Genomic DNA, 26,234 nt, shown 5'->3' with positions numbered 1-26,234 from the left:
AGCCCGAAGGGCAGATGGGGGAAGCCCCGCGGGAGTGTCCCGCCACCAGACCAACCCCGGCCCCGGCCGGGGTTTCGCATTCCGCCTCAGCGCCTTGCAAGCGTGATCGCCCTCGAAGGCGAGATCCAGTGGCTGGCCGGTTCGCCGGCACCGACGATCACCGCCTGTACACCCAGTGCCGCGAGCCGATGAAGCCGAGCACGCCCAGGAACGCTTCCACGAGCGGCTTGGCCAGCCACGCCCACTTGCGTCCGAGCACGTCGTCGATCGCTTCGATCGCCACGGTGCTCAGCAGGGTCATCACCAGCCACATGGCGACAAAGCGCAGCAGCTGCCGGCGCCCGATGACGTGTTCGTCGCCGGTGAAGGTGATCTTGCCGTTGAGCCAGAACCCGATCAGCGCACCGGTGATCCGCCCCGTGATATTGGCCACGCCGATGCGCAGCCCGGCGTGGCTGAGCAGCACCATGACGCCCCAGTCCAGCAGCCACTGGATGCCGCCGATGACCAGGTAGCGCGGGCCCTGGCGCTTCATGTTCATGAGGTGGGTTCCGCGGCTGCCGGCGACATCGCGCGCATGCTATCAGCATGCCCCTTAGAATGGCCGCCGGAACCTCAGGCCAGGACGCGCCATGCCCGCACAAGACCGCACCGCGAACGAACTCCACGTCGTGATCCTCGCCGCCGGCGAGGGCAAGCGCATGAAGTCGGCCCTGCCCAAGGTGCTGCAGAAGATCGCCGGTCGACCGATGCTCTCGCACGTCATGGCCGCCGCCCGCGCGCTTTCTCCGGCCGCCATCCACGTGGTGCACGGACATGGCGGCGACCAGGTGCGCGCCGCCTACAGCCACCGCTCCGACCTGCGCTGGGTCGAACAGGCCGAGCAGCTCGGCACCGGCCACGCCGTGCGCGAGGCCATGCCCGGCGTGCCCGATGGCGCCCAGGTACTGGTGCTCTACGGCGACGTGCCGCTGATCACCGCCGCCACCCTGCGCCGGCTGCTGGCCGTGGACAGCCGGCTTTCGGTGCTGGTGGCCGAACTCGAAGACCCGCGCGGCTATGGCCGCATCGTGCGCGACTCGGAAGGCAATGTCGGCGCCATCGTCGAGGAGAAGGACGCCGACGCCGAGCAGCGCCGCATCGACATCGTCAACACCGGCGTGCTGGCTGCGGAATCAACGGCGCTCAAGAACTGGCTGCAGCGCCTGTCCAGCGACAACGCGCAGGGCGAGTACTACCTGACTGATGTCTTCGCGATGGCCGCCGCCGAGTACAGCGCCGCGGAGATGGTCTTCGTCGACGATCCGGTCGAGACCGAAGGCGCCAACGATCCCTGGCAGCTGGCGCAGCTGGAGCGCGCGATGCAGCTGCGGCTGGTGCGCGCGCTGTGCGCGGACGGCGCGCGCTTCGCCGACCCGGCGCGCGTCGACATCCGTGGCGAGGTCATCGTGGGTCGCGACGTCGAGATCGATGCCAGCGTGGTGTTCGAAGGCCGCGTGGTGCTGGGCGACGGCGTGCGCATCGGCCCCTTCTGCCGCATCCGCGACACCGAACTCGGTCCCGGCACCGAAGTGCGCGCGCACTGCGACATCGAGGGCGCGCGCACCGAGGGCGCGGTGCAGATCGGTCCGTTCGCGCGCCTGCGCCCGGGCACGGTACTGGCCGATGGCGTGCACATCGGCAACTTCGTCGAGACCAAGAACGCGGCGCTGGGCGTGGGCAGCAAGGCCAACCACCTCAGCTACGTCGGCGATGCCGACATCGGCGCCGGGGTGAACATCGGTGCCGGCACCATCACCTGCAACTACGACGGCGCCAACAAGTCCACCACCACCATCGAGGACGGCGCCTTCATCGGCTCCAACTCGGCGCTGGTTGCGCCGGTGACCATCGGCCGCGACGCCACCATCGGCGCGGGCTCGGTGATCACCGGCAATGCGCCGGAGGGCAAGCTCACGGTCGCGCGCGGACGGCAGCAGACCATCGAAGGCTGGCAGCGCCCGAAGAAGCAGCCCCGCTAGAAGCCGCCTCCGTAGGAGCAGCTGTAGCTGCTCCTGCATTGATAGCCGGTGGTATCGGGCGGCGTCCGGCGATGTCAGGCGGGCAGGACGAGGCTCACGCACAGCCCGCCGCCATCGCGGTTGGTCAGCGCGATGCGGCCACCGTGCGCTTCGGCGATCTCGCGCGTGAGGGCCAGGCCCAGGCCGGTGCCGTGGCGCTTGGTGGAATAGAACGGCAGCAGGGCGTTGGCCAGCACCGGCTCGTTCATGCCGCTGCCGCGGTCGAGCACGTCGATGCGCCAGGCATCGGGGAGGCGGCGCAGCGCCAGGCGCACGTCGCCGGGCGTGGATCCGGACTCGTGCGCGTTCTTGAGCAGGTTGAGCATGGCCTGCCCCAGCTGCGCGGCATCGGCGCGCACGTTGCCTTCGACATGGCCCTCGATGCCGAAGTCGACCTGGCTGCGCAGGCGTTCGAGGAACACGCGCCAATCGATCGCTTCCAGACGCGGCGCCGGCAGCTTGGCGAAGCGCGCGTAGTCGCGGATGAAGCCTTCGAGGTGGCGCGCACGCTCCTCGATCGTGGCCAGCGCGGCGGGCAGCCGTTCGTGCTGGCCGCGGCGCAGCAGCTCGGCGCCCGAGTGCGCAAGCGATGCGATCGGCGCCAGCGAGTTGTTGAGCTCATGGCTGATCACCCGGATCACCTTCTTCCAGACCTGTACTTCCTGCCTGCGCAGCTCGGCGGTGAGCTGGCGCAGCAGCAGCAGCTCGTGGCGGCGGCCGTTGAGGCGGAACAGGCGGCGGGAGAGGTGGTAGATGTCCTCGTCGTCATCGCTGCCGACGGTGAACATGCCGTCGCCGCCGCGTGCGAAGGCGTCGCGCATGGCATCGGGCATCTGCGCCAGCAGCTCGTCGAAGGCGACGCCCTCGAGCTTGCGGCCGTCGCCGATCAGCTTGCGCGCGGCGAGGTTGCCGAGCACGACGCGACCCGATGGATCCACCAGCAGCATCGCCACCGGGGTGTTCTGCACCATGGTGTCGAGCAGCAGTTCGCGCTGCACCAGGCGCAGGCGCTGGTCGCGCAGGGTGTCGCCCAGCGCGCGGTGGCTGGCGACCAGGCCACCGAGGTCGCCGCCGCCTTCCCAGGACACCCCGAAGCTGTAGTCGCCGTCGCGGTAGCTGGCAACGCTGCCCGCGAGCGCGCGGAACAGCGAGTGCGCGGGCGCGAGCAGGCGCCGGACGTGATAGAGCAGCAGCGGCAGGGGCAGGGTGACCGCAAGCAGCAGCGCCAGCCAGCGCGAGGGCAGCCAGTGTTCGAGCAGCAGCGCCAGCCCGGCCGCAATGGCCATGTAGGCCAGTGCGAGGGCGGTGAACGTCACGCTCAGCGGCAGCCGCAGCGGACGCCGCATCACTCGCGCCGGATGCCCAGGCGGTCGAGGCGGCGGTACAGCGCCTGCCGCGACAGCCCGAGCTCCGCAGCGGCCTGGGCGAGCACGCCGCCGCTGCGCGCCAGCGCCCCCTCGATCGCCGCGCGGTCGGGTTCGTCGGCGCCGGGTGATGCGGGGCGGGCCTCGGCCGCCGGCAGGCCCAGCGCGTCGGCCTGGATCAGTTCGCCCATCGACAGCAGCGCCGCGCGCTGCACCACGTTGCGCAGCTCGCGTACGTTGCCCGGCCACGGGTGGCGGAGCAGGGCGCGTTCGGCATCGGCACCCAGGCGTTTGCCGGCGGGCAGGAAGTGCAGCGCCAGCGGCAGGATGTCGTCGGGCCGTTCGGCCAGCGGCGGCAGCTTCAGCTCGATGGCATTGAGGCGGTAGTACAGGTCTTCGCGGAAGCCGCCGTCGCGGATCATCGCCGCCAGGTCGGCATTGGTCGCGCTGACCACGCGCACCCTGACCTGGCGCTCGCGGTTGCCGCCCAGGCGCGCGAAGCGGCCGGTCTCGAGCACGCGCAGCAGCTTCACCTGGCCGGCCGCCGGCAGGTTGCCGATCTCGTCGAGGAACAGCGTGCCGCCGTCGGCGGCCTCGAACTTGCCCTCGCGCGCCTTGCCCGCGCCGGTGTAGGCGCCGGCCTCGGCGCCGAAGAGCTCGGCCTCGATCAGCTCGCCGGGCAGTGCGCCGCAGTTGAGCGCGACGAACGGCCCGTCCTTCACCATCGAGTTGGCGTGCACGATCTCGGCGACTTTTTCCTTGCCGGCGCCGTTGGGCCCGGTGATCAGCACCGGGAGCTCCGAGCGCGCCACCTGGCAGGCCAGCGCCAGCAGGCGTTCGCTGGCCGGGTCGGCATAGACCACGCCGCGCAGGTCGTTGTCGCGCGACAGCGCGTCGCGCCGTCGCCGCTCACCGCTGCGGTGGCGCGCAAGCTCCTTCCGCGCCTCCGACAGCTCGAGCAGGTTGTTGACCGAGGCCTGCAGCTTGCGGTCGTCCCAGGGCTTGCCGAGATAGTCCGCGGCACCGGCCTTGACCAGGTCGACCGCGGCTTCCAGGTGTGTCCACGCCGTCAGCAAAATCACCGGCAGGTCCGGCTCCTGCCCGCGGATGGCCTGGAACAGCGCCATGCCTTCCTCGCCCGAGGTGGTGTCGGCGTGGAAGTTCATGTCCTGGATCACCAGGTCGATGTCGCCACGCCGCAGCCGCGCCAGGCCCTCGTCGGGCGACTGCGCGGCGACGGTGTCGATGTCGTGCAGCGAGAACAGCACCTCCAGCGCAGTGGCGACGGCGGGGTTGTCGTCGATGATCAGGATCGTCGGCATCGGTCGGAATCATACGCTCCGCGTTGCGACCGCCGGCGGTACGGCTGCCGCGCGCCGCGCCGGTCCCAGCACTGCGATCTGGCCCAGCAGCCACAGTGCCACCGCGCCAATGGGCAGATAGACCAGCGGCAGCCGCGGCAGCTCGTAGCGGCCCATCAGCATCTGGTTGATGCCGAAGGCCAGCACCATGCCGACGACGATGCCGATGGTGGCGAGCAGGAAATTCTCGATCTGGAAATAGCGCAGGATCTGGCCGCGGGTGGCGCCCAGCGCGCGGCGGATGCCGATCTGCTTGCTGCGCTGCTGCACCCAGAAGCTGGCCAGGCCGACGATGCCCAGCGCGGTGATCAGCAACAGCGCGATGCAGACGATGCCGAGCAGCCAGACCATCGAGCGCTGCTGCTGGTAGTACTCGTCACGCAACTCGCGGAAGGTCTTGGTGTTGTCCTCGAGGATGATGCGCTTCGGGCCGTTGGCGCGCAGCGCATCCCCGGCGCTCGCCAGGATCTCCTGGCGTCGCTCCGGCGTGGTGCGAATGATGTACTGGCCACCGAGGTCGTAGTTGGCGCGCACCGGCATGATCAGCGTGTACTCGCTGCTCTCGGGACCGCCCGCGTTGCCGGGCCGGATCAGGTTCGCAACGACGCCGACGATGCGCACGGGCTCGTCGCCCCACACATAGATCGGCTTGCCCAGCGGGTTCTCACCCGGGAATAGCCGTTCTGCCAGCGTCCGGGTGACGACCACGCCGGGGACCCTGACCTCCTGCTCCGGGTCGCTGAGCGCTGCGTGCGGGATGAGTTCGTCGGCCGTGAAGTAGCGGCCGGCAACCAGCTCCACGCCGAATGTGTCCAGGAACTGGTCGTCACCCATGTAGGTGGTGGCGACCAGGGTCGACTGCTGCTGGTCGGGCTCGAGGTTCACCCCCGAGTTCCAGGAGGAGTTCACGAACGGCACCTGGTTGGTGGTGGTGGCGCCGGTCACACCGGGCAGGCTCCGGAGCATCTGGAGGTCGGACCGCGTCTGCGCGGCCGCATCGGCATCGTTGCCGATGGGGATGATCTGAATGCGCACCAGTTCGTCCACGGCGATGCCGCTCGGCTGGCGCATCTGGGTCAGGCGCTCGCCGACCATGAACAGCGCGTTGCAGATGATGGCGCAGGTCAGCGCGATCTCGAGGACGATCAGCGCCGCTGCGGTCTTGTGCCGCAGCAGGGTGGAAAGAATCGGTCGGATGTCCATCAGTCGGTCCTCGCGGTCACTGCGACTTGAGTTGGATGGCGGGCGCGACCTCCATGGCGCGCCACGCGGGAAGGAGGCCGGCGACGATGCTGGCGACTACCGCGAGCACGAACGTGGCCAGCAGCATCGGCAGGTCCAGGTGCGCCAGCTCGGCATAACTCGACGGCTGTTGCCGCACCGCCCAGAGTCCGAGGAGCGCCAGGCCCAGGCCGAGGATGCCGCCGGCCAGCCCCACCGCGCCGGCTTCCACCAGGCACTGCTTGAAGATCTCGTTGCGCGAGGCGCCCAGGGCGCGGCGCACGCCGATCTCGCCGCTGCGGCGCAGGAACTTGGCCAGCAGCAGGCCGACGGTGTTGAGCAGGCAGACCAGCAGGAAACCGAGGCCGAGCCAGAGCTGCATCATCACGTCGCGCGGAACGACGCGGTTGAAGTCGAGCCAGTCCATGACGTTGCGCAGGCGGACGTTGGGTTCGCGCTCGAAGCGGCCCGCGGCCTTCTGCTGCGCGGAGTAATTGTCCAGGTAGGCCTTGTAGTCCGCGGCCTGCGATGCGTCCTCGAGTTCCACCCAGTACTGGATCCACACGCAGGGCGCGTTGACCGCGGTCTCGTCGGCGCCGGAGTCGCCCCAGCAGTCCATGCTGCCGCTGCGGCTGAATTCGAGGTCGCGCGAGGTGGAGAAGGGCACGAAGACCTCTTCCAGCTCGCCGTAACGGTCGCTGTTCATGTCGTAGAAGCGCGGCGTCGGCCGCCAGTCCTCGAGCACGCCCGCCACCCGGAACTCGTTGCCGCCGGTCACCAGGGCCTGGCCGACGCTGTTGGCACCACCGAAAACCCGATCGTTGAGCGACTTCGAGATCACCGCGACCCGCGCGCTGCTTGTGTCGTCGGAGGCGGTCCAGCCGGTGCCGTGCAGGAACGGTGCCGCGAACATCGGGAAGAAGTCGGCGCTGGTGTAGCGCGCTTGGGCGAAGAACGGCGGCAGGTCGGCCTTCTCCGGCGTGATCGAGACCGCGCCGCCGGTCATCATCGCCTGGCGCAGGCCCTTCTTCTCGCGCAGCAGGGTCTCGGCGTCGAAGCGGGTGACCTGGGCCGAGGGCTCCTCGCGGGGAATGAAGCCGCGCATCGACGCGGGGTCGAGCTGCACGTAGAACAGGCGGTCGCTCTTCTCCGGGATCGGGTCGCCGGAGAGCACCGTGAACACCGTCAGCGTGGTCATGCAGGCACCGATGCCCAGCGCGATCGCCAGCACCATCAGCGCGGTCAGTGCCTTGTTGCGGCGGAAGCTGCGCAGGGCGAGCTTGAGGTAGTAGGCGAGCATGGTCGTGTCCTCAGTCGCCCGAAGCCATGCCGGCTTCGGCGGTGGCGCCGGCTGCAATGCGTTCGGCGCGCGCGGCACGCGTCAGGCTCGGCTCCGCCGACAGGTCGGTGGCCATGCCGTCGACGATGTGCACGTTGCGGTGCGCGCGCGCGGCCAGCTCGGGGTCGTGGGTGACCATGATGATGGTCGTGCCCTGCTGGTTGATGTCCTCCAGCAGCTCCAGCACGCTGCGCGCCATCTGCGTGTCCAGGTTGCCGGTGGGTTCGTCGGCCAGCAGCAGGCGGGGACTGCCTGCAAGCGCGCGTGCGATCGCGGCGCGCTGCTGCTGGCCGCCCGACAGCTCCGCCGGGAAGTGCTTCATGCGCGAGCCCAGCCCGACCATGCCCAGCGCGTCCTCGATGCGCAGCTTGCGCTCGTTGGCCGGCATGCCGCGGTAGCGCAGCGGCACGTCGACGTTGTCGAACAGGTTCAGGTCCGGGATCAGGTTGAAGCCCTGGAAGATGAAGCCGATCTTCTGGTTGCGCAGCTTGCTGCGCTGGTTGTCCGAGAGCCCGCGCACGTCCTCGCCGTCGAGCAGGAACTCGCCGCCGGTGAAGGTCTCCAGCAGGCCGGCGATGTTGAGGAAGGTGGTCTTGCCCGAGCCCGATGGCCCGGTGACGGCGACGAACTCGCCCTCCTTCACGCTCAGGTCGAGCGAGCGCAGCGCGTGCGTCTCGACCAGTTCGGTGCGGTAGACCTTGGTGACCTGGCGCATGTCCAGCATGGCGGTGGATCCTTGTTCGATGGGCGTGGCGGTGGACATCAGTCGATGCGGAACATGTCGGGGAGGGTCGATGCCGGCAGGTAGTGGTGCGTGGTGCGGCCGCGCCGGGCGTCGCCGTTGTTGGCGCAGGCCAGCCCGGGTGCATCGAGCCGGACGTCGAATCGGTAGAGCTCGCTCAGCCGGCGCGGCACGGCGTCGGCCAGTTCGAACGAACTCCAGTGCAGGTGGTGGGGGAAGCCGGTCGTTGCGTACATGGTCAATCTCCGGAAATGCGGACGCGGTCCGCCTGCTGGAACTGGTCGCTGCCCGACACGACGATGCGTTCGCCGGCCTGCAGCCCTGAAACGATCTCGACGGCGGACAGGCTGGATGCGCCCGCCTGGATCGCGCGCCGCTGCGCGCTGCCATCCACGATCACGTAGGCGAAGCTGCCGCCGTCCTGCTCGAGGAAGGGGCCGCGCTCGACCATCAGCACGTCCTCGCGCGTGTCCATCACGATGCGCGCCGACAGCCGCTGGTTCTGGCGCAGCCCGGGTGGCTGCTGGCCGTCGGCGAAACGCAGCCGTGCGTTGACCTCGCCGTTGACGACTTCCGGCGACACCGCCGAGATCTCGGCCGCCCACTGCTTGCCGACGCTGGTCACCTGCGCCGGCATGCCGATGCCGAGGTCGCGGGCGAAGCTTTCCGGCACCCTGATCTCGACCTCGAACTGCGAGAGGTCGACCACGCCCAGGATCGGCGCGTTGGCGGCCACGTTGGTGCCCTGCGCGATCTGCACCTGGCCGACCTGGCCGTCGAAGGGCGCGCGCAGCGTGAGCGCATCCACCTGGCGGCTCAGTTCGTCCACGACCGCCTGCTGGCGTTCGGCCATCAGGCGCTTGTTGCCGGCGTCGATGCCGGCGCCCCGGCCCTGCAGCGAGAAGTCCTGCCTCGCCGCGGCCACGCCGATCCCGGCCTTCTTCAGGCCGTCGAGCGCGCGGTCGTAATCGTTGCGCGATACCGCGCCGCCCTCGAAGGCGCGCTTGTAGCGCTCGACGTCGCGCTGCGCGGCGACCTGTTCGATCATGGCCTGGTCGAGTGCCTTCTGCGCATCCGACCGGGTGAGCTGCGCGTCGAGCACGGCGCGGTTGGCCTCGCCCTGCAGGCTGGCCAGGGTGGATTCTTCCTGCACCAGCTTGCTGCGCAGTTCGGGGCTGTCGATCACCGCCAGCTCCTGGCCCTTTTCCACGGGGTCGCCGGCCACGACCTTGAGCGCCACGGTGCCGCCGGCGATCGCGTACAGCGTCGGGCTGTTGGCGGCGATCACGCGGCCGTCGGCGGAGAGGTCGCGGACCAGGTCTCCGCGCGTCACCTGGGCGATGCGCAGGCGCGAGGCGTCGTAGGACCGGCCACCGCTGCTCCAGCCCGCCGCGACCCAGGCCGCGAGCACCAGCAGCAGCGCGGCGGCCACGGCGCCCACTGCCCAGGGCTTGCGCAGGAGGCGGCGCGCGGCAGGCGCGGCGGCCGCGGTGCGGTCCTGGCCGGAGGTGTCGCGGATACGGGCGCGGGTCGGGTCCATGGAGGTCGTGTCTTCAGAAGCGGGTTGTCTGCCCTCAGAGGTGCAAGTCCCGTGCCAACTTCAAGTCGTTGATTTTGCTGAGTGCGTAGCCGGTGTCCGCCTGTCCGCGCGGACACCCGGACTGTCCGCCCGGACGGCCGCGGGGCCTTTCGCCGTTAGACTGTGAAGTTCCCAACCAAGGGGTCCATCACCTATGTGCGGCATCGTCGGCGCGATCGCGGATCGCGATGTGGTTCCTGTCCTCATCGAAGGACTCAAGCGTCTCGAGTACCGCGGCTACGATTCCGCCGGCATCGCCGTCGTCGACGGCTCCGACATCCGTCGCGTGCGCCGCACCGGGCGCGTGGCCGAAATGGAAGGTGCCGCCGGCTCCGAAGGCTTCAGCGCCACGCTCGGCATCGGCCATACCCGCTGGGCCACCCACGGCGGCGTCACCGAATCCAATGCCCATCCGCACGTCAGCCACGGCGTCGCGCTGGTGCACAACGGCATCATCGAGAACCACGAACAGCAGCGCGAGCGGCTGATGGCGATGGGCTACGCGTTCGAGTCGCAGACCGACACCGAGGTCATCGCGCACCTGATCCACCATTACCTGCAGGGTGGCGACGACCTGCTCGGCGCGCTGCAGCGCGCGGTCAAGGAGCTGCATGGCGCCTACGCGCTGGCCGTGGTGAGCCGCAAGGAGCCCGGGCGCATGGTCTGCGCGCGCATGGGCTGCCCGCTGCTCATCGGCCTGGGCGAGGGCGAGAACTTCGTCGCCTCCGACGTCTCCGCCATCCTGCAGGCCACGCGCCGCGTGATCTTCCTGGAAGAGGGCGACACCGCCGAGGTCAGGCGCGACGGCGTCCAGGTGTTCGACGGCGACGACCAGCCGGTGCTGCGCGAGGAGCACCTGTCCGACGTCTCGCTGTCGTCGCTGGAGCTGGGCCCCTACCGGCACTTCATGCAGAAGGAGATCCACGAGCAGCCGCGCGCGCTGGGCGACACCATGGAGGCGATCATCGACGCCGGTGTGTTCGAGCCCACGCTGTTCGGCAAGGATGCCGAGGCCGTGCTGCGCGGGATCGAGGGCGTGCAGATCCTCGCCTGCGGTACCAGCTTCTATTCCGGCTCCGTGGCGCGCTACTGGATCGAGGCGATCAGCGGGCTGCCGTGCAGCGTCGAGATCGCCAGCGAGTACCGCTACCGCACCGCGGTGGCCAACCCGAAGCACCTGGTGGTCACCATTTCCCAGTCGGGCGAAACGCTCGACACCATGGAAGCGCTGAAGTACGCCAAGTCGCTCGGCCACGAACACACGCTGTCGATCTGCAACGTGCCTGAAAGCGCGATCCCGCGCGCCAGCAAGCTGGTGTTCTACACCCGCGCCGGCGCCGAGATCGGCGTCGCCTCGACCAAGGCCTTCACCACCCAGCTGGTGGGCCTGTTCGCGCTGGCGGCAACGCTTGCCAAGCTCAACGGCCGGCTGTCGGAAGAGAAGGAAGCGGAATACATCGAAGCACTGCGCCACCTGCCCGGCAGCGTGCAGCACGCGCTGAACCTGGAACCGCAGATCGCGCTGTGGTCGGAAAGCTTCACGCCCCGGCATCACGCGCTGTTCCTGGGCCGCGGCGTGCACTACCCGATCGCGCTCGAGGGCGCGCTCAAGCTCAAGGAGATCTCGTACATCCACGCCGAGGCCTATCCCGCCGGCGAGCTCAAGCACGGCCCGCTGGCGCTGGTCGACGACGCCATGCCGGTGGTGGTGATCGCGCCCAACGACAGCCTGCTGGAGAAGGTGAAGTCGAACATGCAGGAAGTGCGCGCGCGCGGCGGCGAGCTGTTCGTGTTCACCGACGCCGACAGCAACTTCAGCGAGAGCGAGGGCGTGCACGTGATCCGCACCCCGCGCCACGTCGGCGTGCTGAGCCCGATCGTGCATACGATCCCGGTGCAACTGCTGGCGTACCACACCGCGCTTGCGCGCGGGACGGACGTCGACAAGCCGCGGAACCTGGCGAAGAGCGTGACCGTCGAGTAAGCGGGACGGACAAGCCGGGGGCGTGATCGAAGACCCGGGGAACCGGGTCTTCTTCGCACCCGGTGCGCGCTAAAATGGTCGTTTTTTGGCCATCGCATGCTGCAAGTCCAAACCCCGGCGCCTGTTCCCGGCGCCTCCCTGGCCCGCCTTCTGGCGCGGTTGACGGGGCTGCATGCCACGCCACCCACCCACTCGGCCGCGGACAGGCTGGGTGACTGGCTGGACTGGCAGCGGGCGGTGGCGCTGTCGCGTGTCCTTGATGACGCGCCTGCGTCCGTCCCGGGCGCCGATGTGGCTGGGACGGACGCAGGCGCGGCAACCGCCACCGGCTCCCCGGACGACGCGGACGCGCGCATCGCCGACGACTACCGGCGCCGGCGCGCCGCGCTGGAGGACGCGATCACCGACGACGCCCGCGACTGGACCCTGCCGCTGCGCCCACGCCCGGCCGAGACCGGCACCGGTGCCGCGGCCGGGGCCGCCGCGGTGCTGCGCCATTGCCAGGGGCTGCAGCGCGACATGCAGGCCGCGACCGGGCGCCTGCGCGGTGACCTGCGCGAGCGCCTTGCGCAGGGGCCGGCCGGCCACGCGCGGCTGGCAGGCATCGATGCGGCGATGGAAGGCCTGCTGGCACCGCGCGAGCACGCACTGCTGGCCCCCGTCGTCCCGGCACTGGTGGCGCGCTTCGAGCGCCTGCACGCCTTGCATGGCGCGGTCGAGCGGTCGTCCGCCGCGGGCTCCGGTGCCTGGCGCGCCAGCTTCCGCAGCGAGGCCAGGCAGGTGCTGCTGGCCGAGCTCGACCTCCGTTTCCAACCCATCGAAGCGCTGCTGGCAGCGCTTCGCAGCCCACGACTGGACGCATGAACAAAACCTTCCTGAACGGATTCGTCTTCGCCGCCGGCCTGCTGGCCGTGTGCTGGATCGGCGCGGGCTACGTCGGTACCCATGCGCCTGCGCTGGCGGTCACCGCCCTGATCGGCGTGCTCTACCTCGTCGGCGGTCTCGAGCTGTACCGCTACCGCCAGGCGAGCGCGACCCTGGTGGCTGCGCTCGCTGCGCCGCCGGAGCCTCCGGACCCGCTCGCCACCTGGCTGGACCGCCTCGACGCCTCGCTGCGCACCGCGGTGCGCATGCGCATCGAAGGCGGGCAGGCGCCGCTGCCGGCGCCGGCGCTCACGCCCTACCTGGTCGGCATGCTGGTGCTGCTGGGCATGCTCGGCACCCTGCTGGGCATGCTGCTGACCCTGCGTGGCACCGGCATGGCGCTGCAGTCGGCCAGCGATCTGCAGGCGGTGCGCGATTCCCTGGCCGCGCCGGTGGAGGGCCTGGGCGTCGCCTTCGGCACGTCGATCGCAGGCGTGGCGACCTCGGCGATGCTGGGCCTGCTGTCGGCCCTGTGCCGCCGCGAGCGCGCGGCGGCCGTGCGTGGACTCGACGCGGCGGTCGCGACCAGCCTGCGCGTGCATTCGCGGGCGCACCAGCGCGACGAGGCGCTGCGGTTGATGCAGCTGCAGGCCGGCGCCATGCCGGCGCTGGTCGACCGCCTGCAGATGATGACGGACGCGCTGGAGCAGCAGGCGCAGGCGGCGCACGCGCGGCAGGCCGGACAGCAGGAAGCGTTCCACGCCGGGACGGCGGCGGCCTACCAGCGGCTGGCCGACACCATGGCGCAGTCGCTCGAGCGCAGCGCGGCCGACAGCGCGCGCGCGGCGGCCGGGGCCGTGCAGCCGGCGGTGGCAGCGGCCATGGAGACACTCACGCGCGAGGCGGCGCAGCTCCATACCACCGTCGCCGGCGCCGTGGACCGGCAGCTGGCCGCGCTCGGCGCTGGTTTCGATGCCAACGCCAGCGCGGCGATCGCGCTCTGGCAGCAAGCGCTGGACGAGCAGGCAGCGTCGAAGCAGGCCCTGGCGCAGGCGCTGCGCGAGAGCCTGGACGTCGCCGGTGAACGCTTCGTGCAGCGCTCGGGCGCGCTGCTCGACGACGTGTCCTCGCGCCTGGACGCCACGGCGCTGCAGGTGGGCGCGGCCTGGGACGAGGCGCTTGCGCGGCAGCAGGCACAGCACGCCGGCCTGGCGGAGCAGCACCGGCAGGCGCTGGATGCGGCCACGGCCGGGTTCGCGGCGCAGGCCACGACGCTGCTCCACGAGGTCGAAGGCTCGCATGCGCGCCTGCAGGCCACGCTGGCCGAGGCCGACGGGCAGCGCCTGGAGGCCTGGCGTGGACAGGTGGCGGACATCGGCGCGCAGTCGCAGGCGCAGGCCGCCGCGATCATCGCCGAGATCTCCACCCTGGTGGAGGCGGCCTCGGAGGCGCCGCGCGCGGCGGCCGAGGTGGTGGCCGAGCTGCGACAGAAGCTGTCGGACAGCATGGTGCGCGACACCGCCATGCTCGCCGAGCGCACCCAGCTGATGGAGACGCTGGACACCCTGCTCGGCGCCGTGAACCATGCGTCCACCGAGCAGCGCGGCGCCATCGATGCGCTGGTCTCCACCGCGTCGTCCCTGCTGGAGCAGGCCGGCGCGCGCTTCAGCGACCAGGCGGACGCCGGCGCCGGCGCGATCGATGCCGCCGCCGCGCGCCTGGACGCCGGTGCGATCGGCGTGGCCGGCCTGGGCGAGTCGCTCGCCGGCGCCGTGCAGCAGTTCGGCGAAAGCCATGCACGGCTGACGGAGCGGCTGGAGGGCATCGCCGCCGCGCTCGAGGCATCGGGCACGCGCAGCGACGAGCAGCTGGCCTATTACGTGGCCCAGGCCCGCGAGGTCGTGGACCTGAGCGTGCTGGCGCAGAAGCAGATCATCGGCGAGCTGCGCCAGCTGCCGGGCGCGCGCGCCGGAGCCGACGCGGCATGAGCCTGGAGATCGACGGCGACGCCGATTCGGCGGTGCCCGTCTGGGCCGCGTTCGGCGACCTGATGTCGGTGCTGCTGGGCGTGTTCGTGCTGATCCTGGTCGGCGTGATCGGCGTGCAGCTGCACCTGGAGTCGCGGCTGGAGGAAGAGGTCGCGCAGCGACAGGCCGAACAGCAGCGCCGCGAGACGCTGGAGCAGGCGCTGGCCGCGCCGCTGGCCAGCGGCCGCATCACCCTGGTCGATGGCCGCATCGGGATCAGCGGCAGCGTGCTGTTCGCGCTCAACTCCGACCGCCTGCAGCCCGAGGGCCGGGACCTGCTGGAAAGCCTGGCGGGGCCGCTCGCGGACTTCCTGGCTTCGCGCGACGAGATCCTGATGGTCAGCGGCTTCACCGACGACCGCCAGATCCGCGGCGGCAACCGCCAGTTCGCGGACAACTGGGAGCTGTCGGCGCAGCGCGCGCTGACCGTGACCCGCGCCCTGATCGCGCAGGGCGTGCCGGCGTCGTCGGTGTTCGCCGCGGCCTTTGGCGCCGGGCATCCCGTGGATTCGAACGCCGACGAGGACGGCCGGGCACGCAACCGCCGCGTGGAAATGGCGCCGGTGCCGCGGCAGGGCCGGCAGCAGGCGCCCCATGGCCGATAGCGTTCGCGAGGGCGTCGTGCCGGAGGTATCCGGCGGAGACGACGGCGTGCCGTCAGGCCAGCGGCGCACGCCCTCGGCGTCAGCGCTCGGCGGATTGCTGGGTGCGTTGGAGCAGTGGGCGAACGAGCGCGACGCGCTCGCCGCCGCCGCGAGCCTGCAGGGCCGCGCAGCCTGGCCGGAGCTGCCGGCGCTGCAGGGCTTCCGCGCCCTGTGGGCAGGGCTGCGCATGGAAGAGCAGGTGCGCCGCGCGCTGGCGCCCGCGCCTGCCGGTGCGGGGCCTCTCAACTCCAGCACCCTGGTGCATCGCACGCTGGTGCTGATGCGGGAGGAATCGCCCGGCTACCTGCGGCACTTCACCGCCTACGTGGATGCGCTTGCCTGCCTGCAGGACCTGCAGGGTCAGGCGATGCCGTCCGGCACGGATGCGCCGGCGGCGGGAAGGAAGCGTGCCAAGGGCCGCGCGCGCGCGGCCCGGGGCACTGTTCCGAACGGGCCGGCCTAGGGCTGTTCCGGCTCCGGCACGGCTGGAGCGTCCGCCGCGGCATCATCCGCCGCGGCACCTTCTGGATTCGCGCCCGGGTCGGCATCGGCGGGCGCCGCTTCCAGTGCGTCGGCCGGCGCGGCGGCCGCGCCACCCACCCGCGACACCCGCCAGATGATGTTCGCCAGGTCGTCGGCGATGATCACCGCGCCGCGCGGATCCACGGTCACGCCCACGGGGCGGCCGCGGGTGGTGCCGTCGTCGTCGCGGAAGCCGGTGGCGAAGTCGATCGGATCGCCGGCCGGCCGGCCGTTCTGGAACGGCACGAAGACCACCTTGTAGCCCACCGGCTCGGAGCGGTTCCAGCTGCCGTGCATGCCGACGAAGGCGCCATCGGCGAACTGCGGGCCCATCGCGGCGGAGGAGAAGTCGACACCGAGCGAAGCCACGTGGGCACCGAGGCTGTAATCGGGCGTGATCGATGCCGCGACCTTTTCGGGGTTCTCGGGCCGCACGCGGTCATCCACGTTCTGGCCCCAGTAGGCCCAGGGCCAGCCGTAGAAGCCGCCCTCGCGCACCGAGGTCAGGTAGTCGGGCACCAGGTCCGGGCCGATCTCGTCGCGCTCGTTGACCACGGCCCACAGCTGTCCGCTGCCTGGCTGGATCGCCAGCGCGGTGGGGTTGCGCAGGCCGGTGGCGTAGGGACGGTGCATGCCGGTTTCAGCGTCGATCTCCCAGACCAGGGCGCGATTGGCCTCGGCGACCATGCCGCGCTCGGTGATGTTGCTGTTGGAACCGATGCCGACGTACAGGAAGCGGCCATCGGCGCTGGCGGCCATCGCCTTGGTCCAGTGGTGGTTGATCTCCGAAGGCAGCTCGGTGAGCGTTGCCGGCGTCGCGGCGCTGGCCTGGGTCTGGCCCGGGCTGTAGTCGAAGCGCACCACGGCGTCCTGGTTGGCGACGTAGAGCTTGTCGCCTATCAGCGCCATTCCGTAGGGTGCGTTGAGCTTGTCGGCGAACACGGTCTGCAGCTCGTAGTTGCCGTCGCCGTCGGCGTCGCGCAGCAGGGTCAGGCGGTTTCCGCCCTTCACCCGCGTGGTACCGGCGGCCTTGATCGGGCCGGCGATGATGTCCTTGGGCTTCAGCGCGGGCGCGTTGCCGCCGCGGCCTTCGGCCACGAGGATGTCGCCGTTGGGCAGCACCAGCGTCTGTCGCGGGATCAGCAGGTCGGTGGCGATCGCGCGGACTTCGTAGCCCTCGGGCACGACCGGCAGCCTGTCGCCCCAGGCGGAGGGGTCGGCGATCACCATCTGCGGCAGCAGACCGCGCTTGGGATCGGGCAGCTCGGGCTCCGCCCCGTACTGCAGGGGGCCGGGATCGGGGTTGCAGGCGCCCAGCGTCAGGGCGGCGGCAGCGACTGCGAGCAGGCTGATACGGTTCATTTCACACCTCCGGTGCGCGGTGCGCAGACGGCGAAGCAGGTCGCCACGCAGGCGAGCACGACGACGATCACCGACAGCACCAGGCCGCCGGGCATGCTCGCCCATGCGTCGCGGGCATGCATGAGCGCGTTGAAGAAGCCGACGATCCACGTCGCCAGCAGCAGCACGGCATGCAGCACCGTGTTGCGGGTGCGGCGCGAAGGCGCGAGGCCGATCAGCGCGCAGACCACGGCGATGCCGGCCAGCACGAGTCCGCCGGCGATCAGCCACGAGGCGAAGTTGTTCCACTGGATCTCGTAGGTGCGCGCGTAGCCGATGTCGCTCAGCAGGGCGCCCAGGAACAGGGTGACGACGCCGCCCAGCAACAGGACGTGGAGCGGATGGAATGGGGGGGCGTACCGGCGTTCGACGGTGGCGACCATGGTCGGTCCTCCTGGAAGGACGCCATCGGCGTCCAGTGGGAATGGGTGTGCATCCCCGCGGGGATGTGATGCCTGTTCATCTTACGGCGTGGGAGTTGACGGCCGCGTGCATGACGCCGGGACGCTGCGTCCCCTTGACCCGGGCGGTTTCCTGGGGGACGAAACGGCGCTATCCCGGGTTGCCCGTCCCTGGAACAGGATCGCCCGCAGCCCAGCCCTGCTCCTGCAGCCGGTCGAGCAGGGCGGTGACCTGGCCGCGGCCGGCGGCGCCGTGCACGGGCAGGACCAGGCTGTCGCCGGGGCCTGCGTCGCCGAGGATCCGGCGTGCGGCCTCGGTCTCGTCCAGGCACTCGACGATGGCATCGTCCGCGACGCCGTGGCGGACCAGCGCTTCGCGCAGCAGCCGCGCCACCGCGCCGCTTTCGCGGCCGCGCAGATAGCCATCCATGTCCTTGAGCACGACCCGGTCCGGGTGGTTCGCCGCGGCGGTGGCGGCGAGATCGGCGATGGCGTCGTCGCTGCGGTCGCCGGCCTGGCCCAGCAGCAGGTGCAGGCGGCCGCCTTCGCGGTGCGCCTGACGGACCAGTCCGAGCAGGTGCTGCAGGCCGTCGGGGTTGTGCGCGTAGTCGACGTAGACCTGTACGCCCCCGCCCAGGGTCCAGCGCTGCAGGCGGCCGGGATTGTCGCCGTGGGCGCTGCCGAAGCGCGCGAGCACGCTGCCGATGGTGCCGGCTTCGACTCCCAGGCATGCGGCGGTGAGCGCGGCGGCGGCGCAGTTCTGCACGTTGTGCGCGGCCAGTCCGCCCAGGGTGAGCGGCATGTCGGCGATCGCGCCGAGGTCGTGCGCGGCCGTGCCGTCGAACAGCCACAGCCTGCCGTCGCGCACGCCGCAGCTGCGGCGGCCCTCTGCGCGCGCCTGCTGCAGGAGCGGGTGGTCGTCGTCGACGGAGAACCACGCCAGCGGCGTATCGACATCGGTGGCATGGCGTCGCAGGGGTGCGTTGTCGGCGTTGAGCACCAGGACGCCGTCGGCGCCGACGGCGCGGGCCACGGTCAGCTTCACCTGTGCCAGGCCGTCGAGGTCGTGGATGCCGTATTCGCCGAAGTGGTCGGGGCTGACGTTGGTGACCAGCGCCACGTCGGCGCGGTCGATGCCCAGCCCGCGGCGCAGCAGGCCGCCGCGCGCGGTCTCCAGGATCGCCGCCTGCGCCTGGCGGTTGCGCAGCAGGCTGCGGGCGCCGCCCGGGCCCGAGTAGTCGCCGCCTTCGATCAGCGCGCCGTCGAGGTAGATGCCGTCGGTGCAGCTGTTGGCGGTGTGCCAGCCGTGGGCGATGGCGATCGCGGTGAGCAGGCGCACGGTGGTGGTCTTGCCGTTGGAGCCGGTGACCAGGGCCACCGGGATCGCGTGCAGCCGATCCCAGGGCACATCGCCGGGCTGCGGCAGCGCGTGGTTGTCCCAGGTGAGGCTGCCGGTGCCGGTGCCGATCGACAGCTGCTCGTCGTCGAGCAGCAGCGGCAGGCCGTGGGCAAGAGCGCCCTCGCGAAGAGCGCGAAGAGCGGGAAGGCGTTCGGCGGCTGCGGCGGCGCGCAGGATGCGCAGTGACTCGTCGTCGTCGCCGAGCGGTGCGTGGCCAGGCTGCAGTGCGGGTTCGCCGGTGTCGATGCCGGCGTCGGCAAGCGCGGACAGCCAGGCCCATTCGTTGACCTCGGTGGCGGTGTAGAGGAGGTCGGCGGGCGCGGTGAAGGCGAGGCTGGCGCCGCTGGCGTGTTCGCGCACCACGATGCTTGTCTCTGGCCAGCCGAGCGCGGCGCGCGCGCGGCCGATCCGCTGCGTCCAGGCATCGATCAGCGCAGGCGCGACCGGCGTGCCGATCTCCGTCTCCAGTACCGCGCCGGGTTCGGCGAAATACAGGTTGGGGCCGGTCAGGCGGCGGGAGTCGTCGAAGGGCGGTGGAGTGGTTTCGGTCGTCATCGTGGCGTGGCGCTTCGTTCGCGCCTGCGGTCAGCCGGTCAGGCGGGCGCGTGCGGCGCTGGCGTCAGTCGCTGTCCTCTTCCGGGGCAAACACCAGGCCGCGCTCATCGCGCACCAGCCCTTCCATGTCGTAGGCAGGCTCCTCGATGTCGACGACGGGCAGCGGCGGCTGCACGGCCCTGGCGGGACCGGCCGCGGCGCCTTCGGGCTTGAACTTCGTGACCTGTTTCCACGAGCGCGCGAGTGCGTCCGCGAAGACCAGCAGCAGGTCGCCGGACACACCCATGCGCAGGGCGGCATCGATGGCCTGCTGTTCATCGGGGATGACCGAGATCGCCTCCTCGCCGACACCGGCCTCGCGCAGGGCCTGGGCGATGATGTCCGGCACCTCGTCGCCGTCGCGGCCGCGCAGGTTGTCGTCGCGGCGACAGATGTAATGGTCGAATCGGCCGGCCACCGCCTGCGCGATCGCGACCAGGTCGCCGTCGCGGCGGTCGCCGGGCCCGGCCACCACCACGATCCGCCGCCCCTCCACGTCCAGGCGCTGCGCCAGGTCGGCCATCACGCCGACGGCGTGTGCGTTGTGGGCGTAGTCGAACAGCACCTTGAACGGGTGTTCGCTGAACACGTTCATCCGCCCGGGTGCCTGGAAGAACGTGGTGTCGAAGGTGCGCAGGCCGTGGCGGATGTCGTCGAGCTTGAGTCCCATCGCGAAGGCCATGGACGCCGCGAACATCGCGTTCTGCACGTTGTGCAGGGCGCGGCCTTCCAGCGTGGCCGGGATCAGGTGGGTCCACAGCAGCGGGATGTGGTTGCCCTTGTCGTAGAGCGTGATCATGTGGCCGTTGACGCCTTCCTCCAGCGCGCAGGCGCGGCCGCCGGCGCGCACGTGCTCGCGCACCAGGCCGTGGCCTGGGTTCATGGTCACGTAGCAGATGCTGCGGGCTTTGGTGTAGCCCGACATGCGCAGCACGTTGGTGTCGTCGGCGTTGAGCACGGCGCACTCCTGGGCCACCTCGACCACGATGCGCTTGATCTCGGCCAGCTGCTCGAGCGTGTCGATGCCCTTGAGCCCGAGGTGGTCGGGCTGCACGTTGATCACCGCGCCCACGTCGACCGCGGTCACGCCCATGCCGGCGCGCAGCAGGCCGCCGCGCGCGGTCTCCAGCACCGCCAGGTCGATGGTCGGGTCGCGCAGCACCATGCGCGCCGACACCGGGCCGGTCATGTCGCCCTCGACCGTGCGCTGGCCGTCGATGTAGACGCCGTCGGTGGTGGTCAGCCCCGGGGTGTGTCCGGCCATCTTGGCGATGTGCGCCAGCATGCGCGCGGTGGTGGTCTTGCCGTTGGTGCCGGTGACCGCGGCGATCGGCACCCGCGCCGGCGAGCCCGGCGGGAACAGCATGTCGATCACCGGCCCGGCGGCGTCGCGCGGCGTGCCTTCGCTCGGCGCCACGTGCATGCGGAAGCCGGGCGCGGCGTTGACCTCGCAGATCGCGCCGCCGATGCGCCGATGGCTTTCGGTGATGTCGGGGCTGATGAAATCCACGCCGCCCACGTCCAGGCCGATCGCACGCACCGCGCGCACCGCCATCTCGCGGTTGTCGGGGTGGATGACATCGGTGACGTCGGTGGCGGTGCCGCCGGTGGAGAGGTTGGCGGTCGAGCGCAGGAACACGATCTCGTCGACGGCCGGCACCGAGTCCGCGCTATGGCCGACGCGCTCCATCATCAGGCCCGCCTCGCGGTCGAGCTCGAGCCGGGTCAGCACTTTTTCGTGGCCGACGCCGCGGCGCGGATCCTGGTTCACGCGTTCGACCAGTTCGGCGATCGTGCCGCGGCCGTCGCCGACCACGTGGCCGGGGGTGCGCCGGGTGGCGGCGACCAGCTCGCCGTTGATCACCAGCAGGCGGTGGTCGTCGCCGGGCTGGAAGGTTTCCACGATCACCGAGCGCGAGTGCTCCTGCGCGGCCACGAAGGCGGTGCGGATCTCGTCGTCGTCGGTGATGTTGATGGTGATGCCGCGGCCGTGGTTGCCGTTGTACGGCTTGAGCACGACCGGGCCGCCGAGCCTGCGCGCGGCCTTGAGCGCATCGGTCTGGCTGGTGACCAGCACTTGCCGCGGCACGGGCAGGCCGAGCGAGGCGAGGATCTTGTTGGTCTCTTCCTTGTCGCTGGCCAGCTCCACGGCGATGTGCGGCGTCAATCCGGTCACGGTGGCCTGGATGCGCTGCTGGTAGCGGCCGTGGCCGAACTGGATCAGCGAGCGTTCGTTGAGGCGCAGCCACGGAATGCCGCGCTCTTCGGCCGCGCGCACCAGCGAGGCGGTGGACGGACCCAGCGCGCGCCGCTGGGCGTAGCGGATGAAGTCGTCGCGTGCGTCTTCCCACTGCCAGTCCGCGGGCACGCTGCCTTCGGGGCGGATCGCGTCGGGCAGCAGCGAGCAGACCAGGCGCATCGCCAGCTCGCCGGCGGCGATGCCTTCCTCGCGCTGGACGTACTCGTAGACCACCGTGTAGACGCCCGGGCGGTCGTCGACGCTGCGGGTCTTGCCGAAGGTGACGTCCTCGCCGGCGATGTTCTGCAGCTCGATCGCCACGTGCTCGAACACGTGCCCGAGCCAGGTGCCTTCGTCTTCCCGCATGCGACGCAGGAATCCGCCGGGCTCGCGGTAGGAGCAGCCGTGCTCGGCCAGGCCGGGCAGGGCGGCGAGCAGCCCGTCGATGAAGTCCGGGCCCAGGCGCGCCGTGGGCCACTGTTCGAGCTCGCCGAGGTCCAGCAGCAGCCGGATGACCGGGAAATGCGCATGCAGGGACGGACCAACATAGACGGAGCGTTCGAGAATGCGCATGGATGTGTCCCTGGTCAGGTCTTGCGGGTGGCGAGGCGTCCGGCAGATGCCCGCCGCGTATGCAGGTTGAACGTGGCGCCGGCAATCAATATATGCACGCCCAGGCCGAGCATGCACACGGGGTCGTCCTCGTCGGCGTGGGCGATCGACGAGAACTGCAGGTCGTGGGCGTCGACCACGGTGACCGCGCCGCTGCCCTCGACCTCCAGGGTGTCGTCGGGGGAAATGAAGGCCGCGGTGTCCTCGTCCAGGCCGATCCCGATCGCGAACGGGTTGTAGGCCAGGGCGGCGCTGAGCCGGCCGAGGCGGTCGCGCTGGCGGAAGTGCTGGTCGATCACGAAGCGGTTGGTCAGGCCGAGTCCGGGCGCGAGCCGCACGCTGCTGGCGCGCGGCGACGAACCCTCCTTGCCGAACGCGATCATGTGCTCGCTCAGGAAGCCGGCGCCGGCGCTGGTGCCGGCCACGGCCACGCCCTGGGCATTGCGCTGCCGGACCGTGCGCGCCACGTCGGTGCCGCCGAGGATGGTGGACAGGCGCAGCTGGTTGCCGCCGGTGAAGAAGATGCCGCTGGCCTCCGCCAGTCGCGCCAGCCGGTTGGGTTCCTGGCAGTCGCGGCGGGTGTCGAAGTCCAGGACCGAGACGCGGGCCGCGCCCATCCCGCTGAACAGCGTCTCGTAGCGCAGGCCGGTTTCATTGAGCCGGCTGGCGGTCGGGATGACCACGATGTCGGCTTCGCTGCCGCCGCTGAGATCGACGAAGCGCTGGAGGATGCGCGGGTTGGTGTCCTTGTCCTCTGCGCCGCCGATCGGGATGATCCAGCCGCGGTGCTCCCCGTCGGGGGGTTTGCTCGGCATCAATTGCTCCTGTTGTCCTGGGGATCCATTTTTTCGAACGTACCATGGCGTACGACGGCTCCATCCCGCAGGTGGAGACGGCCGCCGGCGAACACGTGCGCGACCGCGCCGTCGTCGTCGAGCGCCACCAGGTCGGCGTCGGCGCCGGCCGCGATCCGCCCCTTGGACGGCAGGCGCAGCAGGTCGGCGACGTTGCCGGTGAAGGCCGGCGATGCGTCCTCCAGCGGGACGCCCCGGGCCAGCAGTTCGCGCAGCGTTTCAAGCAGCGCGCCGGAGTGGCCGACGTCCATGCTGCTCACCCGGCCCTGCGCATCGAAGCAGGGCAGGCAGCCGCCGGCGTCGGAGCTGATGGTGACGCGCCCGCGCGGCGCACCGCTGTCGAGGTAGCGGACCAGCGCGTCGGCCGCGCTCCATGCGTCTTCGCCCTTGGCGACCGGGAAGGCGGTGATGTCGATCGTGCAGCCGCGGCGCGCCAGTTCGATCGCTTCTTCGAACAGCGCCTTGCGGCGGTTGACGTGGGTCGGGTTGAACACGCGCGCCGGCAACTCGCTTTCGTCGAGCGCGCGGCGCACCAGGTCCAGCCCGCGCGGCCCGTCGCCCAGGTGCAGGTGGACGATGCCGGCCTTGCCGGTCATCAGCCCGGCCACGTGCGCTTCGGAGGCGACGCGCAGCAGTTCTTCAAGCGTCGGCTGGCTGGAGCGGTGGTCGCTGATCGCCAGTTCGCCGACGCCGATCAGGCAGTCGATGAAGGCCAGGTCGGCGCGCACGCTGCCGGTCAGCGTGGCCGGTGGCAGGTGGTAGCCGCCGGCAAGCCCGTAGGCGGACAGGCCTTCCTCGCGCAGCGCGTTGACCTGCGCGACCAGCTCCCGGGTGCCGCGTGCCACGTCGTCGGTGCCCAACAGGCCGACGACGGTGGTCACCCCGCTGCGGGTGTAGCGCGACAGCATCGGTGCCGGCACGCGGCTGGCAAACCCGGCTTCGCCGCCGCCGCCGGTGACGTGCACATGGCCGTCGACCAGGCCAGGCAGCAGGCGATGGCCGCCCAGGTCGACGGTTTCCGCGCCGAAGGCCGCGGGCAGGTCGGGCGCATCGGTGCCGATCCACAGCACCTTTCCGCCACCCAGCAGCAGGTCCCGACGCCCCAGCGCTTCGGGCGCATACACGTCCGCGTTGCGGACCAGCGTTGTATTCATCGCGGCAGGTTGGAATGCGCCGGGCATGGCGTCAAGCGCGCTGAAGCCATGCATCCGGGGCGATGTGAGTGGCCTGCAATGGAGAAGCCGGCAATGGGGGAGTAGGTTCGGGGCACTGCCGCACGCGAAGCCCATCATGTCCACGCACATCAGCAATGTCCGCCCCGAACCCGACCAGGCGATGGTCGACATCGTCGACTACGTCACCGGATACGACATCGAGTCGCCGCTGGCCTGGGCGATCGCGCGCAACTGCCTGATCGACACCCTGGGCTGTGGCCTGGAGGCGCTGGAGTATCCGGCCTGCACCAGGCTGCTGGGTCCCGTCGTGCCCGGAACGGTCGTGCCGCACGGGGCCAAGGTGCCCGGCACGCGCTTCCAGCTGGACCCGGTGCAGGCGGCCTTCGACATCGGGACCATGGTCCGCTGGCTGGACTTCAACGACACCTGGCTTGCGGCCGAGTGGGGGCATCCGTCGGACAACCTTGGCGGCATCCTCGCTGTGGCCGACTGGCTGAGCCGCAGCGCCGTCGCCGCCGGCAAGCCGCCGCTGTCGATGAAGGACGTGCTGGCGGCGATGGTCAAGGCGCACGAGATCCAGGGCTGCCTGGCGCTGGAGAACAGCTTCAACAAGGTCGGCCTGGACCACGTGGTGCTGGTCAAGGTGGCGTCGACCGCGGTGGTGGCCTGGCTGCTGGGCCTGTCGTGCGACGCGATCCTCAACGCGGTGTCGCTGGCCTGGGTGGACGGACAGAGCCTGCGCACCTACCGGCACGCGCCCAACACCGGCAGCCGCAAGTCCTGGGCCGCGGGTGACGCGACCAGCCGCGCGGTGCGCCTGGCACTGATCGCCGCCACCGGCGAAATGGGCTATCCGGGTGCGCTGACCGCGCCGGCCTGGGGCTTCTACGACGTGTCGTTCAAGGGCCGGCCCTTCCGCTTCCAGCGGCCCTACGGCAGCTACGTGATGGAGAACGTGCTGTTCAAGATCAGCTTCCCGGCCGAGTTCCACGGCCAGACCGCGGTCGAGGCGGCGCTGGTCCTGCACGGGCAGATGGCGGCCGCCGGCAAGGGCGTCGACGACATCGCGGCGATCACCATCCGCACGCAGGAAGCCTGCATCCGCATCATCGACAAGCAGGGTCCGCTGGACAATCCGGCCGACCGCGACCACTGCATCCAGTACATGGTCGCGGTGGCGCTGGTCTTCGGGCGGCTGGCCGCCAGCGACTACGAGGACGACGTCGCCGCCGATCCGCGCATCGACGCGCTGCGCGCGAAAATCACCTGCGTCGAAGACCCGCAGTACACCGCCGACTACCACGACCCGGACAAGCGCAGCATCGCGAATGCGCTGGCCCTGGAGTTCAAAGACGGCACCGGGCTTGCCGAAGTCGCGGTGGAATACCCGGTCGGACACCCGCGGCGGCGCGCGGAGGGCATCCCGTTGCTGGAAGCCAAGTTCCGCAGAAACCTGGCGCGGCGCTTTCCGGCGCGGCAGCAGCGGGCAATCCTGGCCGCGAGCCTCGACCAGGCCACGCTGGAGGCCATGCCGGTCCATGCATACGTCGATCTCTACGTGATCTGAGAAGAGGTTCATCTCCCGACTGAGGGAATGGCGCGCCATTGATACTCTCGGGCGCCGGGTGCCAAGGCCCTTGAGTGCTCATGTCCCCCGGCAATGGCCTTGCGGCCATCGCCTCCTCCTTGACTTCGCTCTCAAGGGCCTTGGCCCCCGGTGCGCAGCAGTGCGCGGTGGCCCCAGGAGCAAAGCGGGCATCTCGCGCAGTTGCAACAACGCCGAGCCCCGCCGTGGCCGGGAGGCCTTCGCGGGGAAGTCAAGGAGGAGGCATCCGCCGCCAGGCGGATGCCG

Annotated in this window: 21 protein-coding genes; 7 read left to right on the top strand and 14 right to left on the bottom strand. The window is 70.8% G+C overall.

The genetic code is table 11. From position 1 onward, the window contains the following. Window positions 1-157: 157 nt before the first annotated feature. Window positions 158-541, bottom strand: a complete 384-nt coding sequence (locus E2169_RS07630; protein ID WP_132986045.1) for a GtrA family protein — start codon at window positions 539-541, stop codon at window positions 158-160. Between the two features lie 91 nt (window positions 542-632). Between E2169_RS07630 and glmU the strand changes: the two genes are divergently transcribed. Further along, window positions 633-2,021: a bifunctional UDP-N-acetylglucosamine diphosphorylase/glucosamine-1-phosphate N-acetyltransferase GlmU gene (gene glmU, locus E2169_RS07625; RefSeq protein WP_132986044.1), complete on the top strand. Its 1,389-nt coding sequence runs from the start codon at window positions 633-635 to the stop codon at window positions 2,019-2,021. Window positions 2,022-2,095: 74 nt separating this feature from the next. Here glmU and E2169_RS07620 read toward each other — a convergent pair whose 3' ends face one another. From E2169_RS07620 to E2169_RS07590, 7 genes are read right to left on the bottom strand one after another with little or no spacing between them, the layout of a single operon-like run. After that, entirely contained in the window at window positions 2,096-3,406 is a 1,311-nt protein-coding gene (locus E2169_RS07620) for a sensor histidine kinase (protein ID WP_132986043.1), read from the bottom strand. Further along, a complete protein-coding gene (locus E2169_RS07615) occupies window positions 3,406-4,746 on the bottom strand; it encodes a sigma-54-dependent transcriptional regulator (protein WP_132986042.1) in 1,341 nt (446 codons plus the stop codon). The genes E2169_RS07620 and E2169_RS07615 overlap by 1 nt, the downstream gene beginning before the upstream one ends. Window positions 4,747-4,755: 9 nt before the next feature. Further along, window positions 4,756-5,988 (bottom strand): ABC transporter permease, encoded by a 1,233-nt coding sequence (locus tag E2169_RS07610; RefSeq protein WP_132986041.1) that lies wholly within the window; start codon window positions 5,986-5,988, stop codon window positions 4,756-4,758. Window positions 5,989-6,004: 16 nt separating this feature from the next. Beyond that, a complete protein-coding gene (locus E2169_RS07605; protein WP_132986040.1) occupies window positions 6,005-7,306 on the bottom strand; it encodes an ABC transporter permease in 1,302 nt (433 codons plus the stop codon). A gap of 10 nt (window positions 7,307-7,316) precedes the next feature. Continuing rightward, window positions 7,317-8,069, bottom strand: a complete 753-nt coding sequence (locus tag E2169_RS07600; RefSeq protein ID WP_132986376.1) for an ABC transporter ATP-binding protein — start codon at window positions 8,067-8,069, stop codon at window positions 7,317-7,319. Between the two features lie 38 nt (window positions 8,070-8,107). After that, complete coding sequence (locus tag E2169_RS07595) at window positions 8,108-8,323, bottom strand: hypothetical protein (protein WP_132986039.1); 216 nt, start codon at window positions 8,321-8,323, stop codon at window positions 8,108-8,110. A 2-nt stretch (window positions 8,324-8,325) separates the two neighbouring features. Further along, the gene (locus tag E2169_RS07590) at window positions 8,326-9,627 is read right to left on the bottom strand and encodes an efflux RND transporter periplasmic adaptor subunit (RefSeq protein WP_132986038.1); all 1,302 of its coding nucleotides are present in this window, start codon (window positions 9,625-9,627) and stop codon (window positions 8,326-8,328) included. Window positions 9,628-9,820: 193 nt separating this feature from the next. Here E2169_RS07590 and glmS point away from each other — a divergent pair, with 193 nt between their 5' ends. The 5 genes from glmS to E2169_RS07565 all read left to right on the top strand — a co-directional run bounded on the left by glmS (window position 9,821) and on the right by E2169_RS07565 (window position 15,648). Beyond that, window positions 9,821-11,650, top strand: coding sequence for a glutamine--fructose-6-phosphate transaminase (isomerizing) (gene glmS, locus E2169_RS07585; protein ID WP_132986037.1), 1,830 nt, complete (start codon window positions 9,821-9,823; stop codon window positions 11,648-11,650). Window positions 11,651-11,746: 96 nt separating this feature from the next. After that, on the top strand, window positions 11,747-12,514 hold the full coding sequence (locus tag E2169_RS07580; RefSeq protein ID WP_132986036.1) for a DUF3348 family protein: 768 nt from the start codon (window positions 11,747-11,749) through the stop codon (window positions 12,512-12,514). Further along, on the top strand, window positions 12,511-14,502 hold the full coding sequence (locus tag E2169_RS07575; protein ID WP_132986035.1) for a DUF802 domain-containing protein: 1,992 nt from the start codon (window positions 12,511-12,513) through the stop codon (window positions 14,500-14,502). Before E2169_RS07580 ends, E2169_RS07575 begins: the two co-directional genes overlap by 4 nt. Continuing rightward, complete coding sequence (locus E2169_RS07570; RefSeq protein WP_132986034.1) at window positions 14,499-15,146, top strand: OmpA family protein; 648 nt, start codon at window positions 14,499-14,501, stop codon at window positions 15,144-15,146. The genes E2169_RS07575 and E2169_RS07570 overlap by 4 nt, the downstream gene beginning before the upstream one ends. Then, window positions 15,136-15,648: a DUF2894 domain-containing protein gene (locus E2169_RS07565; RefSeq protein WP_132986033.1), complete on the top strand. Its 513-nt coding sequence runs from the start codon at window positions 15,136-15,138 to the stop codon at window positions 15,646-15,648. Before E2169_RS07570 ends, E2169_RS07565 begins: the two co-directional genes overlap by 11 nt. On the opposite strand, the gene E2169_RS07560 is transcribed toward E2169_RS07565, so the two are convergent. From E2169_RS07560 to iadA, 6 genes are all read right to left on the bottom strand, one after another. Beyond that, window positions 15,645-17,069: a PQQ-dependent sugar dehydrogenase gene (locus E2169_RS07560; RefSeq protein ID WP_132986032.1), complete on the bottom strand. Its 1,425-nt coding sequence runs from the start codon at window positions 17,067-17,069 to the stop codon at window positions 15,645-15,647. The genes E2169_RS07565 and E2169_RS07560 overlap by 4 nt on opposite strands. After that, on the bottom strand, window positions 17,066-17,491 hold the full coding sequence (locus E2169_RS07555; protein ID WP_132986031.1) for a DUF2231 domain-containing protein: 426 nt from the start codon (window positions 17,489-17,491) through the stop codon (window positions 17,066-17,068). The genes E2169_RS07560 and E2169_RS07555 overlap by 4 nt, the downstream gene beginning before the upstream one ends. A gap of 169 nt (window positions 17,492-17,660) precedes the next feature. Then, window positions 17,661-19,463: a Mur ligase family protein gene (locus E2169_RS07550; protein WP_132986030.1), complete on the bottom strand. Its 1,803-nt coding sequence runs from the start codon at window positions 19,461-19,463 to the stop codon at window positions 17,661-17,663. Window positions 19,464-19,527: 64 nt separating this feature from the next. Continuing rightward, window positions 19,528-22,314 carry a cyanophycin synthetase gene (gene cphA / locus E2169_RS07545; RefSeq protein ID WP_132986029.1) on the bottom strand — a complete coding sequence of 929 codons (2,787 nt, stop codon included), beginning with the start codon at window positions 22,312-22,314 and terminating at the stop codon, window positions 19,528-19,530. Window positions 22,315-22,328: 14 nt separating this feature from the next. Next, on the bottom strand, window positions 22,329-23,168 hold the full coding sequence (locus E2169_RS07540) for a cyanophycinase (RefSeq protein ID WP_132986028.1): 840 nt from the start codon (window positions 23,166-23,168) through the stop codon (window positions 22,329-22,331). Next, the gene (gene iadA, locus E2169_RS07535) at window positions 23,168-24,361 is read right to left on the bottom strand and encodes a beta-aspartyl-peptidase (protein ID WP_132986027.1); all 1,194 of its coding nucleotides are present in this window, start codon (window positions 24,359-24,361) and stop codon (window positions 23,168-23,170) included. The genes E2169_RS07540 and iadA overlap by 1 nt, the downstream gene beginning before the upstream one ends. Window positions 24,362-24,497: 136 nt before the next feature. Here iadA and E2169_RS07530 point away from each other — a divergent pair, with 136 nt between their 5' ends. Further along, window positions 24,498-25,949: a bifunctional 2-methylcitrate dehydratase/aconitate hydratase gene (locus tag E2169_RS07530; protein ID WP_132986026.1), complete on the top strand. Its 1,452-nt coding sequence runs from the start codon at window positions 24,498-24,500 to the stop codon at window positions 25,947-25,949. The last annotated feature ends 285 nt before the right edge of the window (window positions 25,950-26,234 follow it).

The organism is Luteimonas terricola, assembly GCF_004352845.1.
Classification (GTDB): domain Bacteria; phylum Pseudomonadota; class Gammaproteobacteria; order Xanthomonadales; family Xanthomonadaceae; genus Luteimonas; species Luteimonas terricola.
Note: the sequence above shows the minus strand (reverse complement) of the source record. Positions and strands in the feature narration are given on the sequence as shown.

Bases quoted from the DNA above. Each gene is read 5' to 3' on its own strand.
- E2169_RS07575 (WP_132986035.1), top strand. From the start codon at position 12,511: ATGAACAAAACCTTCCTGAACGGATTCGTCTTCGCCGCCGGCCTGCTG.
- glmS (WP_132986037.1), top strand. From the start codon at position 9,821: ATGTGCGGCATCGTCGGCGCGATCGCGGATCGCGATGTGGTTCCTGTC.
- E2169_RS07570 (WP_132986034.1), top strand. From the start codon at position 14,499: ATGAGCCTGGAGATCGACGGCGACGCCGATTCGGCGGTGCCCGTCTGG.
- iadA (WP_132986027.1), bottom strand. From the start codon at position 24,361: ATGAATACAACGCTGGTCCGCAACGCGGACGTGTATGCGCCCGAAGCG.
- E2169_RS07595 (WP_132986039.1), bottom strand. From the start codon at position 8,323: ATGTACGCAACGACCGGCTTCCCCCACCACCTGCACTGGAGTTCGTTC.
- E2169_RS07550 (WP_132986030.1), bottom strand. From the start codon at position 19,463: ATGACGACCGAAACCACTCCACCGCCCTTCGACGACTCCCGCCGCCTG.
- E2169_RS07555 (WP_132986031.1), bottom strand. From the start codon at position 17,491: ATGGTCGCCACCGTCGAACGCCGGTACGCCCCCCCATTCCATCCGCTC.
- E2169_RS07565 (WP_132986033.1), top strand. From the start codon at position 15,136: ATGGCCGATAGCGTTCGCGAGGGCGTCGTGCCGGAGGTATCCGGCGGA.
- E2169_RS07590 (WP_132986038.1), bottom strand. From the start codon at position 9,627: ATGGACCCGACCCGCGCCCGTATCCGCGACACCTCCGGCCAGGACCGC.
- E2169_RS07615 (WP_132986042.1), bottom strand. From the start codon at position 4,746: ATGCCGACGATCCTGATCATCGACGACAACCCCGCCGTCGCCACTGCG.
- cphA (WP_132986029.1), bottom strand. From the start codon at position 22,314: ATGCGCATTCTCGAACGCTCCGTCTATGTTGGTCCGTCCCTGCATGCG.
- glmU (WP_132986044.1), top strand. From the start codon at position 633: ATGCCCGCACAAGACCGCACCGCGAACGAACTCCACGTCGTGATCCTC.
- E2169_RS07600 (WP_132986376.1), bottom strand. From the start codon at position 8,069: ATGCTGGACATGCGCCAGGTCACCAAGGTCTACCGCACCGAACTGGTC.
- E2169_RS07605 (WP_132986040.1), bottom strand. From the start codon at position 7,306: ATGCTCGCCTACTACCTCAAGCTCGCCCTGCGCAGCTTCCGCCGCAAC.
- E2169_RS07530 (WP_132986026.1), top strand. From the start codon at position 24,498: ATGTCCACGCACATCAGCAATGTCCGCCCCGAACCCGACCAGGCGATG.
- E2169_RS07540 (WP_132986028.1), bottom strand. From the start codon at position 23,168: ATGCCGAGCAAACCCCCCGACGGGGAGCACCGCGGCTGGATCATCCCG.
- E2169_RS07560 (WP_132986032.1), bottom strand. From the start codon at position 17,069: ATGAACCGTATCAGCCTGCTCGCAGTCGCTGCCGCCGCCCTGACGCTG.
- E2169_RS07580 (WP_132986036.1), top strand. From the start codon at position 11,747: ATGCTGCAAGTCCAAACCCCGGCGCCTGTTCCCGGCGCCTCCCTGGCC.
- E2169_RS07630 (WP_132986045.1), bottom strand. From the start codon at position 541: ATGAACATGAAGCGCCAGGGCCCGCGCTACCTGGTCATCGGCGGCATC.
- E2169_RS07610 (WP_132986041.1), bottom strand. From the start codon at position 5,988: ATGGACATCCGACCGATTCTTTCCACCCTGCTGCGGCACAAGACCGCA.
- E2169_RS07620 (WP_132986043.1), bottom strand. From the start codon at position 3,406: ATGCGGCGTCCGCTGCGGCTGCCGCTGAGCGTGACGTTCACCGCCCTC.